Consider the following 16,121-nt stretch of genomic DNA (forward strand, 5'->3'; position numbering starts at 1 on the left):
AGGGATTAAGGATTAGGGATTTTGAATTTAAAAAAATGTGGGAACTTTTGCAACAATTACTATCGCCAACTCAGTATATACCTCACGGTCACTGCTACCTGTGGCAAACTCCGCTGGTTTGGCTGCACATAGTTTCAGATTTAGCGATCGCGTCTGCGTATTTCTCTATTCCCGCGATGCTAATATATTTTATCTACAAGCGGCAAGATGTTCCCTTTTCAGGAATATTTGCCCTATTCGGAGCCTTCATTATCCTCTGCGGCACAGGTCACTTACTGGAAATTTGGACGCTTTGGCATCCAGCTTACTGGCTATCGGGTTTGGAAAAAGCACTGACTGGCTTGGTTTCTTGCTTCACAGCGGGACAAATGGTCACCCTGTTGCCCCAATTCTTGGCGCTGAAAACTCCAGAGCAACTAGAGAAAATTAATCGGGAACTGGAAAAAGAAATAGCCGATCGTCAGCGAGCAGAAGAAATTCTACACAATATTGTAGTAGCAACAGCTTCCGTAACGGGTGAAGAATTCTTTTCAGCTGTTGTCACTCATCTGGCAGCAGCCTTGGATGTTCGCTACGCTTTTATAGCACAAACTGTGAGGAACCAGCCCGATAAATTGCAGACTCTTGCTTGCTGGGCAGATGGCAAATTGCGGGAAAACTTTGATGACGATTTAATCGGTACTCCTTGCGAACCGGCGATCGAACAGGGAAAGCTGTTTTTCTACCCAGAGCGTACACAAGAACTGTTCCCACAAGCTAAAGGGCTAGTTGCTATGGGTGCAGTTTGTTATTTAGGAGTGCCTCTGCTGGATTCATTACAACAAGTAATTGGCGTTTTGTGCATTAACAACGACAAGCCGCTACAGGATGTAGAAAGCGCCAAAGAAATTATGAAAATTTTTGCGGCGCGAGCTGCTGCGGAAGTTCAACGCAAGTGGGCGCAAGAAAGTTTGCACCAAGCTTTGGATGAATTAGAAATTCGCGTTGAGGAACGCACTGCCGAGTTATCAAAAACGCTCAAGTCTCTTAAGGCTGAAATAGTAGAGCGCAAAAAAGTAGAATTGGCTTTGGAGCAAGAGCGCCAACAACTGCGTCAAATTATTACCAATGCACCCGTGGCAATGGCGATGTTAGATACGGAGATGCGGTACATTGCCTACAGCGATCGATGGCTGAAGGATTACAATCTCCAAGGGCAAAACTTGAGCGGGCGATCGCACTATGAAGTTTTACCAAATTTGGCAAAACTTTTCAAACCTATTTATTACCAGGCGCTGCAAGGTGAGGTAATTTCCAAGCCCGAAGAAGCTCTGGAGCTAGAAGATGGCAACAAACTTTATCTGCGCTGGGCAGTCCAGCCCTGGTACGCACAAACAGGTTTAGTATTGGTTGAAAATAAATTTAACAACTCAAAATCTTACATTCCAAATCGAAAAAGCCACATTGGTGGCATTGTCATCGTGACGCAGATAATTAATGAATTGGTAGAAGCCAGAGAAGCAGCTTTACAAGCATCTCGGATGAAATCTGCTTTTTTAGCCAACATGAGTCACGAAATCCGCACTCCCATGAATGGCATTTTGGGAATGACAGATTTACTTTTGCAAACGCCGCTCACAAAGCAACAGGAAGAATTCATACTGTTGCTCAAAGTAAGCGCGGAACACCAGCAAGCGCTGATTAACGATCTGCTGGAATTCTCCCAGTTGGAAGTCGGTAAAATGCGCCTGGAAATGCAGGAATTTAACTTGAAGAGCAACATAGAATCGGTGGTAAGCATACTGCAAATTCAGAGCCATGCCAAAGCGATCGAATTGCGTACCGCCATCGCACCCAATCTACCCGAAAAATTAATAGGAGACCCGCATCGCTTGGCACAAATTATTACAAATTTAGTAGCAAATGCGATTAAGTTCACCGCTTTTGGAGAAGTGGTAGTTACAGTCACGAATCATCAAAATAAATCAGGCGTCACTAGGGAAGATTGCGAAAAAACTATCAATTCAGAATTTTGGATTTTGTTTGCTATCCGAGATACGGGAATTGGCATCGCACCTGAAAACCAAAAAAAATTGTTTCAATCCTTCTCTCAACTAGATAGCTCCACTACAAGAGCTTATGGAGGTACTGGTTTGGGTTTGGCAATTTGCAAGCAGCTAGTGGAGTTGATGGGCGGTGAAATAGGGGTCAAGAGCGAGCTGGGTAAGGGTTCGGAATTTTGGTTTGCAGTGCCTTTCCAAATAAGTCCAGAAAGGGACAGGAATAAGACAGAAGAAGACATAGAGAGTCGGGGAGAGGGAAATGCTTCCCCATCTCAGCCGCCAATTGCCGATTACCGATCGCCAAAACAAAAACTGAAAATATTGTTGGTGGAAGATACTCCAATTAACCAAAAAGTGGTGCTAAATCAACTAAAATTCTTGGGTTATGAGGCTGATTGCACTCCAAACGGTGAAGAAGCACTCGATCGAATGGCATCTATCGCCTACGATTTAGTATTGATGGATTGTCAAATGCCGATGCTAGATGGCTATGAAACTACAAAAAGAATTCGCGCCCAGGAGGGTGACGATCGACACACTGTAGTTATTGCCTTGACTGCTCACGCGATGAGAGAAGATCGCCAAAAGTGTCTGGCGGCAGGTATGGATGACTACCTCACCAAACCCGTTTCTATGCACGAATTGTCAGTCGCTATAGAACGATGGATGCACAAGTACGATGAAGGAAGAAAGATTGTGGATAAAAAACTATCGGTAGAAAACATAAATTCTCAACTTCAACCGCCAGTCAATCCTCACATTCATTCAGAATTGCCAACCCAAACTTATGAAGAAGAAATTATCGATCGCGATCGTCTCAACGAAATCACCAGAGGTAGCTCGGAATTCCAACTTGAATTACTGCAAGCTTTTATGGAGGATGCTCCCACTTACATAGAAGAAGCCAAACAAGCTTTGCTTTCAGGAGATGCTCAGACCCTCGCTCGCCGCGCTCATCAGATCAAAGGCGGAAGCGCTACCGTAGCTATTAGATTTATGCCGGATCTTGCACTCACCTTACAAAAACAAGCGGAATTAAACCAGCTAGATGGAGCAGATCTGATTATAACAGATATGGAAAATATTTTAGAGAGTGTCAAAACCTTCATTGCTAATTGGGAATCGGTCATAGATAATGGCTAAAGACTCATGGTTCATAGCCATATCAACTTTTTCCCAATCATCAATTACTTTCTCATGTCCAAAATACTTGTAGTTGAAGATGATTCGGCCACTCGTTTACTTCTGAAAAGAGACCTCCAACTAGAAGGTTATGAAGTTACTGTCGCTAAAAACGGTGAAGAAGGACTGCAACAGGCAGTTAAAATCCGTCCGGCATTAATACTTTGCGATTGGATGATGCCACTGATGGACGGAGTAGAAGTTTGCCGTCGCGTTAAGGCAACACCCGAATTAAGCAGCACATTTTTTATTTTGTTGACTGCACGGGATTCTATAGCCGATCGCGTGCTAGGTTTAGATGCAGGCGCAGATGATTTTGTCTCCAAACCCATCGAGCCAAATGAATTGTTGGCGCGGGTAAGAGCGGGATTGCGAGTACATCAATACCAGCAGCAATTGAGCGAAGCGAATCAGCAACTCAGTCAGACTTTGCAAGATTTGCAACAAACTCAGGCTCAACTGGTGCAAAGCGAAAAAATGTCGTCTCTTGGCCAAATGGTGGCAGGAATCGCTCACGCCATCAACAACCCGATTACTTTTATCAGCGGCAACCTCGATTATACCAAAAACAGCTTCAATGACCTGATCGAGCTAATCCATCTTTATCAAAAATATTACCCTCAGCCAGAACAAGAGATTAACTTAGCCATCGAAAACATGGATTGGGAATTTCTCAAAACAGATATTCCCAAAAGCTTAGATTCCATGAAAGTAGGGGCATCTCGAATTCGCGACCTTGTGGTTAGCCTAAAGAGTTTTTCTCGGCTCGACGAAGCGGAAATAAAACAGGTTGATATTCATGCAGATATTGATAACGCACTTTTACTTTTGGAACACAGATTATCTGGAGAAACTTCAGACAACCTTTACACTGATGAGACCTCTAAAATTAAAGTAATCAAGGAATATGGCACTTTGCCACTTGTAGAGTGTTATGCAGCTCAGTTAAATCAAGTATTTTTCAATATCATCACCAATGCTATTGATGCGATAGAAGAATTAGCCCTTAGTGAAACATCATTAATTTTGCGAAAAGGACAAATTAGCATACGCACCAAGCTATTAGATGAAAATTGGGTTGAAATTGCAATATCTGACAACGGCGAGGGAATCACTCCAGAGGTTGTGCAACAAATATTTAATCCCTTTTTTACCACCAAGCCAGTCGATAAAGGCACTGGGTTAGGATTGGCAATAGCCTACTCTATTGTAGTTGATAAGCACAAAGGGTTATTAGAATGCAGGTCATCGAAAGGAAAGGGTACTGAGTTTTTGATTAAAATTCCGACTCGTCAGCAACTCTAAATTATATTTTTTATAAGTAATTTATAAATTTATGCACTAATTTATCGCGTCGATGACTAGAAAGCAACCCCCGACAAAATTTTCTAACTTAAAGAGTTGTGTAAAGATCGCTTAAGTTAATTTATCTTTACACAACTTTGTATACTTTGTAACAAAAATAAAAATCATCAAATAAATGCGATCGCTTCGTGTCCCTCAAATAAGGGCTTGCTTTTTGCAATTGTTTGTGCAACTATACTGAGTAATCAATAACTACTGTATTCCCACTGGTTTACCGTAGATTATAAACAAGTAAAATCTGGTGCTGATACTTGGCGCAGATGAAGTTCCCTATTGATTGGTTCGATCGCCAAATAGCCAGTCTTTATATAGGGGATTGTTGATGTTGCATGAATTTTCTTGATGCAGCGATGGCTTTGCATTGCTGAAAACACGATTGAGCAGAAATAAAAACAGGAGGAATTACAATCAATGCAGTATACCCGTCTAAAAAAGTGGGCATTGCTGCGCTTACGAAAAAGAACTGGTTTGCCAGCTATTTTTGATAAGTCAGCCAACTTGCTCAAATCTTCGTTTTTCAGAGCTTTTGTTTTACTTTTTGCCGTTGGTTTGGGTTTGAGTTGGTTAATTCCTCAGCCAGCCAGGAGTCAGCAAGCCAAAGATGTGGAACTGACTTTGGTATCATTTGCTGTTACCAAAAGTGCCTACGATCGAATTATTCCCGGCTTTACCGCCAAGTGGAAAAGAGAACATAACCAAAATGTCAGATTCAACCAAAGCTACGGCGGTTCTGGTTCGCAAACCCGTGCTGTAATTGATGGTTTGGAAGCCGATGTGGTACACCTGGCACTTGGTTTTGATGTCACTCGCATTCAACAAGCCGGTCTGATCCAACCCGGATGGGAGCGAGAAGTACCAAATGGTGGAATTGTGAGTAAATCCGTCGTCGCTTTGGTGACGCGACCTGGAAATCCCAAACGAATACAAAATTGGTCAGACCTAGCCAAAAGTGGCATCAAAGTGATTACTGCCAATCCCAAAACTTCTGGTGTAGCTCGTTGGAACTTCTTAGCATTGTGGGGTTCTGTAACTCAAAACGGCGGCAACGAACAGGCAGCTCGTAACTTTGTCGGCCAAGTTTATCGAAACGTGCCGATTCTTCCCAAAGATGCTCGCGAAGCATCTGACGTATTTTACAAGCAAAATCAAGGGGATGTATTGCTAAACTATGAAAACGAAATTCTCTTAGCTAAACAGCAGGGAGAAACAGAACCTTTCATCATTCCTCAAGTGAATATTTCCATCGATAACCCAGTGGCTGTGGTTGATAAAAACGCCGATAAACATGGCACTCGTCAGGTAGCACAAGCTTTTGTGCAATACCTTTTTTCTCCTGAAGCCCAACGAGAATTCGCTAAGGTAGGTTTTCGACCCGTTAATACAACGGTAGCGGCAGAGTATAGCAGGAACTTCCCTAGAATTGGCAAACTTTTTACAATCTCCCAGCTAGGCGGTTGGGATGGGGCGCAAAGAAGATTTTTTGCCGATGGTGCGCTATTCGATCAACTGCAAGTTGCTTCGCGTAATTAATTAGCTGTTTCTGTTTTTTTGATAACTTAAAACTGGAAACCCGGTTTCTTCAAGAAACCGGGTTTCTGGGTTTAGAAAAGTGGCAGAAAAGGGAAGAGAAGAAATTTTGACTTTGGACTTTGGACTTTGGACTTTTGACTTAATCGTCGTTGTGGGCGAAGCGGTGGAAGAGGAAATCTAAAGCGTGATTTCGGAGTTTGTAGTATTGCGGATCTTCCATAATGCGGGCGCGATCGCGCGGACGGGAAAAAGGAATTTCCAACACTTCACCAATTTGTGCCGCAGGGCCATTCGTCATCATTACCAAGCGGTCTGCCAGGAATAAAGCCTCATCGATATCGTGGGTAATCATCAACACTGTGCAGCGATGATCGTTCCAGATTTTCAACAATTCTTCCTGCAATTCTTCTTTAGTAATTGCATCCAGCGCCCCAAACGGTTCGTCTAAAATTAACACTTGAGGGCGAATAGATAAAGCACGGGCAATAGAAACCCGCTGGCGCATCCCACCTGACATTTGCGGCGGCTTTTTCTCGGCGGCGTCTAACAAACCTACCAAGGCCAAATGTTCCCGTACAATGGCATCTTTTTCAGCTTTGAGTTTGTTGCCATAAACAGCATCGACAGCCAAATAAATGTTGTCGTAAGCTGTTAGCCAAGGCAGTAAAGCGTAGCTTTGAAACACCACCATCCGGTCTGGCCCAGGTTTGGTAATGCGCTGGCCTCCCAATCTTACTTCCCCGTCTGTTGGCGTGGCAAAACCGGACACCATATTCAGCAGCGTCGATTTACCGCAACCGGAGTGACCGATTAAGCAAATGAATTCGCCTTCGTAGATGGTCAGATTAACATCCTTCAGGACTGTAAACGGCCCTCTCGGTGTGGGATAAACCTTAGAAACCTTGTCGATCGACAAATAAGGCTGACGGGTTAATCCCAATTTCTTGGGCTGTTTGGAAGTTTCCACAACTTTGAGATTTCTGTTGGTCATGACTGGATTGGTAAATTAGTAATCGAGCGTGAGCGAGCGGGCGTAAAAATTGCACAATCCGGTCAGTTGTCAGCAGTAAAATGTCAAATGAAGTCCAACTAACAACTGACTGATGACAATTGATCTTTTAAGCAGCGAAAATTGGACTGCGGGAATCGAGAATTACTTCTGCAACTGAAAAATCCCGTTTAATCCCTAAGCTATTGAGGTACGCAATCGGGTCTTCCGTATCAAAAGAAGAGCCATCGAATAAGGGAATCGGGCCGCGATTATATTTCATATCGAGAATGCCAAGTTCTCTCGCTGCCGTACTAAATACCGAAACGCGACACATACGTTCCAAAATTTCCATCCAATTGCGCGGGAAAGGTGTATGTCCCCAACGCGCTAATTGCGTCATAATCCAAAGTTGTTCGGTGCGGCTGGGACGGTTCGCGCCTTCTCCGTAAAATAGGTGATGAGCGTATTCCCGCATCGGGCGATCTAAATCGCAAAAAGCAATATTGGGATCGCCCAATTGGATATAACTAATATCGGTGCTGAGATACTCCCTTTTTGCCAAGATTTGACGCACTTCTTCCGCATTATTTTCATCGGCGCAGTAGCGACAAGCTTCCAGTAGTGCTTTCACTAAAGCGATATGAGTATTCGGATAAGTATTCGCCCAATCTTCTCGCACACCGAGAACTTTACCGGGATGTCCGTTCCAAATTTCTAAGTCAGTGGCAACGGTAAAACCAACGTTTTCCATTGCCGCCCGAATGTTCCAAGGTTCGCCAACGCAATACCCATCGATGCTGCCTGCTTGCAAATCGACTACCATTTGGGCTGGTGGCAGATTTTGGAGGGAAACATCGGTATCGGGGTCGATACCTCCAGATGCTAACCAGTAGCGCAACAAGAGGTTGTGCATGGAGGAAGGATGCACAACTCCCAATCTGTGCTGACGATTGCGCGTCTTTAACAAAAAGCGCTTAAAATCCGATAAGCTGTGTATCCCTTTGTCGTAAAATCGCTTATCCAAAGTGATGGCATTGCCATTGCGAGTCATCGTCAGGGAAGTCACAACAGAGATGGGTTTGTCTCCTTCTCCGCCCAAAGTTAACCACATCGGCATCCCGGAAGGCATTTGGGCTGCATCTAAGTAACCGCCAACTATGCCGTCTTCCACACCGCGCCAGTTGCTTTCCCGGACTAGAGTAACTTCATCGAGTCCGTGTTTGGCAAAAAAGTTCTTTTCTTTAGCAACGGCGAGAGGGGCGCAAGCGGTAAGGGGTAGGAAGCCAATTTCCAGGTTAACTTTTTCCAGACCGTGACGTGCGATCGCCGTAGTTTTTCTGGCCCGAATTTTCTTGATCCGTTTCTGTTGGTTCAAGAAATAAATCATTTCGCTTCGCAAGCTGTAATAGCTGGGATGTTCGACTACTTCCATGCGCTTGCGGGGTCGGGGAATATCTACTTCTAAAATCTGACCGATTTTAGATTCTGGGCCGTTGGTCAGCATGACAATGCGATCGGATAACAGCACCGCTTCATCGACATCGTGCGTTACCATCACGGCAGTGACTTGGTTTTCTTCGCAAATTTTCATTAATTGCTCTTGCAAATTCCCCCGCGTCAGGGCGTCCAACGCACCGAAGGGTTCATCTAGCAGCAAGAGTTTGGGGCGGATGGCCAGGGCGCGGGCGATCGCCACCCGCTGTTTTTGTCCCCCAGATAACATTGCTGGCAGTTTATCGCCATGCGGACGCAATCCCACTAAATCGATATGTTTTTCCACAATAGCGCTGCGATCGCCTTTAGATAAATCTGGCATCACCGCATCCACAGCAAGGCCAATATTTTCCCGTACTGTCCGCCAAGGCAATAGGGAATAATTTTGAAAAACCACCATCCGGTCTGGGCCAGGTTTTCTAATTTGTTCCCCTTCTAAGGTAACAACGCCTTCTGTGGGTAAATCCAAACCCGCAATCATGTTGAGCAACGTCGATTTACCGCAACCGGAGTGACCGATTAATGAGATAAATTCCCCTTTTTCAATCTGGAGGTCAATCCCTTTGAGCGCAATGTATTTGCCATTCTCGCCTAGATCGAAAACCTTTTCAATTTGGTCAACAGCAACAAAAAAAGACATAGGTATTGCTAATTGGTAGTGGTAAGAGAGAGTGGGGGAGTGGGAGAGTGGGGGAATGCGGGCGTGGGAGAATTAATCTATTCCCGACGCCCGACGCCCATTTTTTATTTTTGTCCTTGGGCGATAATTACCGATTCCAGCCACAGCATAAATTTGTCGAGCAGTAAGCCCACCACACCGATATAAACCAGGGCTATAATTACTTCGCTGATGGCGTTGTTTTGATATGCTTCCCAGATAAAGAAGCCAATTCCCACAATACCGGACATCACAATTTCTGCCGCAATAATCGCTAACCAAGCTAGACCGATCGCAATCCTCAAGCCAGTGAAAATGTAGGGAAGCGTAGCGGGAATAAGGATATTAAAGAAATACTGTTTGCGGTTCAATTGCAGCACTTTGGCAACGTTATTGTAATCTTGGGGAATTTGTTTCACGCCCACGGCTGTATTGATTAAGATAGGCCAAATTGCCGTGATAAAAATTACAAACAAAGCAGCAGGCTCGTTTTGTCGCAAAGCTGCTAACGAAATGGGAACCCAAGCCAAAGGCGGTACTGTCCGCAATAGCTGAAAAATTGGGTCTAAGGCTTTGGAAACAGTTTTATTCGTTCCCACTAAAATGCCCAAGCCAATACCAACAACAGCAGCCAAGATGTAGCTAACTGCAACCCGTTGCAAGCTAGCGAGAATTTGCCAGAATAGACCTTTATTTGTTCCCCCCAAATCGTAAAACGGGTATAAAATCAAAATCCTGGTGTCTGTAACGACTTGAATCGGCCCTGGTAGGGTTGCGCCCGGAAGCCAAGAAAACAACTGCCAAACGATTAAGAAAATAGTAATGGCGGCAATCGGAGGGAGCAAATCGGGAAATTGTTTTTGTAGTTTAGCCAACCATTTATTCTGAGCGGCAGAGCTTGGACGTCTTTGCAAAGTTGTCATTGATTCTATTTTCCTTCTTCAAATTAGGTAGTTGTTAGTACGAGAGGCAGCAGGGAGCAGGAATAGGGTAACTCTCTTGGTCTTCTCCCTAAACTTGCACTTTCTTGATCTTCAAACTCTTCAAATAAGCCATCGGATCGGCGGGGTCAAACTTGATGCCATCAAAGAACTCTTCAATACCACGGGATGTATCGGTGGGAATATCGGCGGCAGCAAATCCAGCTTCTTTCGCGGCTTCTCGCCACAAATCTTCGCGGTTGACTTTATCGATTAATTGCTTAGCATTCGTCATCGTATCTACCGGAATAAAACCCCAGCGCACGCTTTCAGTTAAAAACCACAAATCGTGACTCTTGTAGGGATAAGAAACGTTGCCTTTGGAATCCTTCCAATAGTAGGTTGCCATTGATTTGTCATCAATGATGCGACCATCGCCCATATCGTATTTGCCCATAAATGGTTCGAGCAAAACTTCTATAGGTACGCCAAAGTAGTTTCGGCTAGACAAAATTTGCGCTAGTTCTTGGCGGTTGTTGAAATCGTCGCACCATTTCTGAGCTTCCATAATGCCTTTTAATAAAGCTTTAGTTGCTTTAGGATGTTTATCCACCCAGTCGGCGCGAATGGCTAAATATTCTTCGGGGTGATCTTTCCAAATTTCTGCTGTTAATGCTGCCATGTAGCCGATGCCGTCTTTGACAATGCGGAAAGGCCAAGGGTCGCCTGTACTAAACGCATCCATTGTTCCCGTCTTCATGTTGGCAACAGTTTGGGCAGCGGGTACGGTGAGTAATTTGACTTCTTTATCTGGGTCGATATCGCCTGCGGCCAACCAATAGCGTATCCAAAAATCTTGGTTGACGTGGGGAAAAGTATAGGCGGCAGTGAATTGACTACCGCTGCTTTTCAGCCCATCGAAAATTGATTTAGTTCCGCCTAGTTTTAACCCAATTTTGCCTTTGTGCTTGCTGGAGACTGCAATTCCATTTCCCTGCGTATTCAACTGGCACAGCACATACATGGGGATTTTGACATTGCCTTTGGTAATCTTGCCTTCCGAGATTAAATAAGGCATGGGCATCTGCCATTGGCCCCCATCAACGCCTCCACCACCAGACCCGATTTCTAAGTTATCTCTAGCCGCACCCCAGTTAGCTTGTTTGGCAATATCGACCTCAGTCATGCCGTACCTAGCAAAAAAGCCTTTTTCTTTTGCCACAATCAAGGGTGCTGCTTCTACAATCGGTATATATCCCAACTTGATTTTGGTCGTTTCTGGTGCTTCGCCAGCACTGACATTAGCAACGGGAATAGCGGTCGGACTGCTTTGTGTGTTTTGAGACGTGTATTCGGGGGGATTTCCCAAACAGCCTTTGAGGAGAACAGAACCTACAGCAGAAGCTCCAGCTGTAACGAGAAATTTGCGGCGAGAAAATTGATTAGTAGACTGGTTCATATTAACTCCTTGCCATCGATACTCCGAGTAAGTTCGCAAACAAAATTACTGCAAAACTGCTAAGGAAAAGCCTTAGAGAATAACTCCAAGAGTCCCTATTGCTAACAGTTATGCACATTAGGCGCGCAGTAGAAATAGGCAACTTCAAGCAGTCATGAAGTTTCCTGCTATCTACAGTCATGCTTTATCAGTCAGCCGCAAACTGGGCGATCAATTTGCGGCCATTAAGACTGGAAGATTGTCCAAATCCTTGTTCGTTTTACAGACGCCAGATTTGGCATCTGTAGATTTTATTAAATTGAGTGGCTCAGTTACTTTTCTGAGTTAAAAGTAACTTTAGCACTTCTTGTAGCTGCGTGGTTAACTTACAAGTCTCAATTATCAACGAAAAATTAAATGGTATTGATAGAGAGTTCTGGGGGAATCCTCTCTATGGGGCATTACTTATAAGTAATGCTTATTAAAGCGATAACCAGCGTTTAAGTTAGCTCCATATATGTAGCGCATCGAAAGCCAAATGGTATCGCTCGCTTACTACTATAACTTAAAATTATTGAAGTGGTATAACTGGGTTTATCCATATCTTTAATATATTTCGTCTTATAGATTGACAGCCATTACCTTAACTGCTCCAACCCCTGCTCGATCTGGTTTAATTGGAATTTCGATCGCGAGCTCAGTCCCTTCTTGGCCCCAGGCAGGCACTAACCTCCCTCAGTCTCTCATCTTAGAATCAACTGTCGTTGATATATCCCAGTTCAAGGCTTTTGCGATCTGGTAAGCCAAGGTAGCGGGATCGAAAGGCTTAACGATCGCTGCGGCTACCCCTAAGTTAGCGAAATACTTTTGCTCTACAACCTGCACCTTAGCTGTGAGCAAAATTATAGGTATGTACTGAGTAAATTTGTTGGCTCGCAGATGTGCGAGAGTAGCCGAGCCATCCATCTCTGGCATCATCACATCCAAAATAATCGCGTCGGGTCGCTCAGTCTCAGCTTTTTGTATAGCCTCCTCACCTGACCCGGCAGTCAATACCTCCCAGCCAACCGTCATTTTCAACGCCAGTTGAATCACCCGCCGCAGCGGATATTCATCGTCAATCACCAAAATCCGTTTACTCATAAATTGCAACTCTTAGCCTTCCCACCAATATCATGTTTTAGTTCCAAAGCTGCAAACTAGCTTTAAACGCTTGTGGTAAAGTAGGTTCTTCCGTACTTAGTGTGCTAAAATATAAAGATAAACCTCAAAATCTAGTGATTTTAGAGTAAGTTATGAAAAGGAAAATGACAAAATTACTAAATTTACCTGGTGTGATAGTAGAAAATAGTAAAGAAACAGAAAAAACATTAATTTTATCTGTAAGAGTCAATCAGAAAACAGCAGTTTGCCCCCGTTGCGCTCAAACAAGTCATCGCCTGCATCAAAATCAAGGCCACTTAGTAAGAGATTTACCAATAGGGGATAGAGAAGTTTTTTTGAAAGTAAATCGGCGACGATTCAAGTGTGAAAATTGCCACAAGCCTTTTAGTGAAACTTTAGACTTCGTAGAAAATAAAAAAAGTTTTACTTATAGATACGCCCAAGCTGTTACAGAGCAAGTTATTCATCGTGACGTGAGCAATATTACCGAAACAAGGTAAACGGTCGATCGCGCGATACTTCTTTCGCTTCAGCCGCCAGGAATCGTTACGTAAAATCACTTATTTTTTGCTGTATTGGCGCTTGTATGACAATTTTGCTACGTAAAATTTGCAGCAATGATTATTTATCTCCGTATTATTTCTACCTCTTTATCAAAAAAACATATTTACTTATAGTGATACTAAGTAAATACCAGTAAAAACCTACTCTAAGGTAGATTTTTTCAGGAGACGGACTGGGAGTATATACGTAATCCAGTTCTCTACCCATTTTTTATTTTTGGTATAAAAATGCTGGAGACGTTTCAGATCGAATCCGTCTGCATCGGAATTGTTCGTTTTCTGTTGATTAACCCCTGTGTCCCTCTGCCCTCCCTGCCCTCCCCGTCTACGGGGAGGGGTTGGGGGTGGGGTGTTTCTCTGCGGCCTTAATGATTCAGACGCAACCGGAAACGATATGTGCGATCGGACTTAAGTAATTTCCTCTGGAGTAATTTCCTCTGAATCGACCTTAACCCGCCGAATGGGGAGATTAGCAATCAAAGCGGTAGCACGTTCGTGACTCTCTACCGAAAACTCCAACCCCTCGGCCTCGATTTCCACATAGCGAGAAACAACTTCCAGAATTTCCTTACGCATAGCCTCCATCGCCTCTGGAGAAAGACCTGCGCGATCGTGTGCGATCACCAGTTGCAGGCGACGCTTAACTTCCTCGCGACTGTTAGTAGCGGTTGTCCAAGGAAAAAGTCGTTCCAGAAGTTCGTTAATCATGGTAGATGACAAAATTAAAAATGGGGCATAGGGCATAGGGCATAGGGCATAGGTAATTCTTCCACTCTCCCCCTCCTTTAACTGCGGGGCTTACCGCCAAAGAAGCGGCGGATACGGGAGAAGAAGCCATCAGAAGGGGCATCGAGATCGAGAAACTCCACTTTTTCGCCGTCCAAGCGCCGAGCGATGTTACCATAAGCTGTAGCGGCGAGAGAGTTACTTCCCCCCAAAACCAGGGGTTCGCCACGGTTAGTGGAAACAATGACGCGCTCATCATCCGGAATAACACCTAATATCGGAATTGCGAGAATTTCCTGAACGTCCTGCACTGACATCATATCGTTAGCTTGCACCATTGCCGGTCTGATGCGGTTGACAATTAAGTGAATGCGCTTAATGCTGTGGGCTTCTAACAAACCGATCACTCGATCGGCATCCCGAACGGCGGCAATTTCCGGAGTTGTGACGATAATAGCTTCTTTTGCGGGAGCGATCGCATTGCGAAAACCCATCTCAATTCCCGCCGGACTATCAATCAAAATATATTCGTGGCTTTTTGCCAACTCAGTCACCAGCTTTTTCATTTGGTCTGGCGTTACCGCTTCCTTGGTGCGGTTTTGGGCAGCTGGCAGAAGTACCAGTTTTGGCTGTCGCTTATCTCGCACCAAAGCTTTTTCTAAGGTACACTCACCAGCCAGCACATCGACTGCGGTGTAGACAATTCGATTTTCCAATCCCAGCAGCAAGTCGAGATTTCGCAAACCAAAATCGGCATCTACCACAGCAACCTGATGACCGCGAGATGCGATCGCCATGCCAATATTGGCAGTAGAGGTAGTTTTTCCCACCCCTCCTTTACCTGAAGTGACAACAATAATACGACTCATATTAATTTTGGATTTTGGATTTTGGCTAGGGGTTAGGGGTTAGGGGTTAGGGGCTAGGGGTTAGGGGTTAGGGGCTAGGCAAGAGGGAAGAGGGAAGAGGACTTTTGACTTTTGACTTTTGACTTTTGACTTTCCTACTCTTCCAAATTGGGTCTAACAAAACCAGTAGCTTTCGCAATGCGAATTCCCTGGGGAGTGACATAAGCGACCTCCGCGTAAAACTCAGCCGGGGGCTTTTCTGGTGCCCTAGCGACATAATCGGCTATTCGCAGCTGAGTTGGTTCCATCTGGAGAGCCATAATTAGACATTGGGCATTCCCTTTAGCACCGGCATGAACAAATCCGCGCAGACGACCCCAGACTAGAATATCGCCATCAGCCACAACGGAACTGCCAGGATTAACATCTCCCAAAATTACGATCGTACCGGGGTGACGAACCTCTACCCCAGAGCGTAAAGTTGTTTCCAGGTACAATGGTTCCGCCAGCGCCTGTCCCGGTTTTGGATTCGGTTTGTTCAGGAACGAAATTGCAACTGAGTGTTGCTCTACAGAATAACCGGCAGTAGCCGCAGCAACCGCAGTTTGACGACGACCGGTAGAAACCCGTTCTAGTTGTAGCTGGCATTCTGAGAGGGCATTAGCAATTTCTTGTAACTGCCGTCCATCCAAAAGTCGGTCTTGCGCCATTAAATGCACAGGTGTATTCGGTTCCCAGAAACGTTCGCCAGCACCCAGACGCTGCTTGAGCTGTAGCCAAATATCGGGCCATGCGATCGCAGCAGCCGCAGCACCATCCGAGTTGGGAGTTTCTGGCGGCAAGATTAACAATAGCTTGCCATCTTCACCCTTGAGATGCACTTGCAAGGGCAGAACTGGTGCTGGGGGACTTTCGGGAATTGTCTCGACTGAGGGAGGAACAGAAGAATCTACAGTCATGCGGTGTTGGCGCGATCGGCAACAGACAGAATAACACTATCTTAATAGTCGCGTGATATTTCAAAGCCAAATACGGCTAAAGCAATGTTTTCTACTCTCCACGACAGCGCCCAGGAAACTTATGATGCTGTTGGCAAATTGACTCCGGAATCTGACCCCTCCCCCAGTCATTTTTTTGTAGGTTGGGTTGAGGCACGAAACCCAACAGATGCGTTAGGTTTCGTGCCTCAACCCAACCTAC

The 16,121-nt window shown here is 44.8% G+C and carries 13 protein-coding genes; 5 read left to right on the forward strand and 8 right to left on the reverse strand.

Translation table 11 applies throughout. From position 1 onward, the window contains the following. Window positions 1–35 precede the first annotated feature (35 nt). The 3 genes from ACE1CD_RS31285 (at window position 36) to ACE1CD_RS31295 (ending at window position 6,119) form a co-directional block, all read left to right on the forward strand. Complete coding sequence (locus ACE1CD_RS31285) at window positions 36–3,185, forward strand: ATP-binding protein (protein WP_374827266.1); 3,150 nt, start codon at window positions 36–38, stop codon at window positions 3,183–3,185. A gap of 54 nt (window positions 3,186–3,239) precedes the next feature. Continuing rightward, the gene (locus tag ACE1CD_RS31290; protein WP_374827267.1) at window positions 3,240–4,529 is read left to right on the forward strand and encodes a sensor histidine kinase; all 1,290 of its coding nucleotides are present in this window, start codon (window positions 3,240–3,242) and stop codon (window positions 4,527–4,529) included. 471 nt (window positions 4,530–5,000) lie between these two features. Continuing rightward, window positions 5,001–6,119 (forward strand): sulfate ABC transporter substrate-binding protein, encoded by a 1,119-nt coding sequence (locus ACE1CD_RS31295; protein WP_374827268.1) that lies wholly within the window; start codon window positions 5,001–5,003, stop codon window positions 6,117–6,119. A gap of 139 nt (window positions 6,120–6,258) precedes the next feature. Here the strand turns inward: ACE1CD_RS31295 and ACE1CD_RS31300 are convergent, their stop codons facing one another. From ACE1CD_RS31300 to ACE1CD_RS31315, 4 genes are all read right to left on the reverse strand, one after another. Further along, window positions 6,259–7,110: a nitrate ABC transporter ATP-binding protein gene (locus ACE1CD_RS31300; protein WP_374827269.1), complete on the reverse strand. Its 852-nt coding sequence runs from the start codon at window positions 7,108–7,110 to the stop codon at window positions 6,259–6,261. 127 nt (window positions 7,111–7,237) lie between these two features. Beyond that, complete coding sequence (locus tag ACE1CD_RS31305; protein WP_374793868.1) at window positions 7,238–9,244, reverse strand: nitrate ABC transporter ATP-binding protein; 2,007 nt, start codon at window positions 9,242–9,244, stop codon at window positions 7,238–7,240. A gap of 104 nt (window positions 9,245–9,348) precedes the next feature. Further along, window positions 9,349–10,185, reverse strand: a complete 837-nt coding sequence (ntrB, locus tag ACE1CD_RS31310) for a nitrate ABC transporter permease (protein WP_374827271.1) — start codon at window positions 10,183–10,185, stop codon at window positions 9,349–9,351. Window positions 10,186–10,273: 88 nt separating this feature from the next. Then, window positions 10,274–11,641: a CmpA/NrtA family ABC transporter substrate-binding protein gene (locus tag ACE1CD_RS31315; protein ID WP_374827272.1), complete on the reverse strand. Its 1,368-nt coding sequence runs from the start codon at window positions 11,639–11,641 to the stop codon at window positions 10,274–10,276. A gap of 154 nt (window positions 11,642–11,795) precedes the next feature. On the opposite strand from ACE1CD_RS31315, the gene ACE1CD_RS31320 reads away from it, so the two are divergent. Continuing rightward, window positions 11,796–11,969: a hypothetical protein gene (locus ACE1CD_RS31320; protein ID WP_374827273.1), complete on the forward strand. Its 174-nt coding sequence runs from the start codon at window positions 11,796–11,798 to the stop codon at window positions 11,967–11,969. A 386-nt stretch (window positions 11,970–12,355) separates the two neighbouring features. Here the strand turns inward: ACE1CD_RS31320 and ACE1CD_RS31325 are convergent, their stop codons facing one another. Then, the gene (locus tag ACE1CD_RS31325) at window positions 12,356–12,763 is read right to left on the reverse strand and encodes a response regulator (protein ID WP_374827274.1); all 408 of its coding nucleotides are present in this window, start codon (window positions 12,761–12,763) and stop codon (window positions 12,356–12,358) included. A 164-nt stretch (window positions 12,764–12,927) separates the two neighbouring features. On the opposite strand from ACE1CD_RS31325, the gene ACE1CD_RS31330 reads away from it, so the two are divergent. After that, window positions 12,928–13,284 carry a transposase family protein gene (locus ACE1CD_RS31330; RefSeq protein WP_374827275.1) on the forward strand — a complete coding sequence of 119 codons (357 nt, stop codon included), beginning with the start codon at window positions 12,928–12,930 and terminating at the stop codon, window positions 13,282–13,284. 471 nt (window positions 13,285–13,755) lie between these two features. Here the strand turns inward: ACE1CD_RS31330 and minE are convergent, their stop codons facing one another. The 3 genes from minE to minC form a co-directional block, all read right to left on the reverse strand. Continuing rightward, on the reverse strand, window positions 13,756–14,055 hold the full coding sequence (gene minE / locus ACE1CD_RS31335; protein ID WP_374827276.1) for a cell division topological specificity factor MinE: 300 nt from the start codon (window positions 14,053–14,055) through the stop codon (window positions 13,756–13,758). Between the two features lie 77 nt (window positions 14,056–14,132). Then, window positions 14,133–14,942 (reverse strand): septum site-determining protein MinD, encoded by an 810-nt coding sequence (minD, locus tag ACE1CD_RS31340; RefSeq protein ID WP_374827277.1) that lies wholly within the window; start codon window positions 14,940–14,942, stop codon window positions 14,133–14,135. A gap of 134 nt (window positions 14,943–15,076) precedes the next feature. Continuing rightward, window positions 15,077–15,880, reverse strand: coding sequence for a septum site-determining protein MinC (gene minC / locus ACE1CD_RS31345; protein ID WP_374827278.1), 804 nt, complete (start codon window positions 15,878–15,880; stop codon window positions 15,077–15,079). Between the last annotated feature and the right edge of the window lie 241 nt (window positions 15,881–16,121).

This window comes from Aerosakkonema sp. BLCC-F183 (genome assembly GCF_041929145.1).
Classification (GTDB): Bacteria; Cyanobacteriota; Cyanobacteriia; order Cyanobacteriales; family Aerosakkonemataceae; genus Aerosakkonema.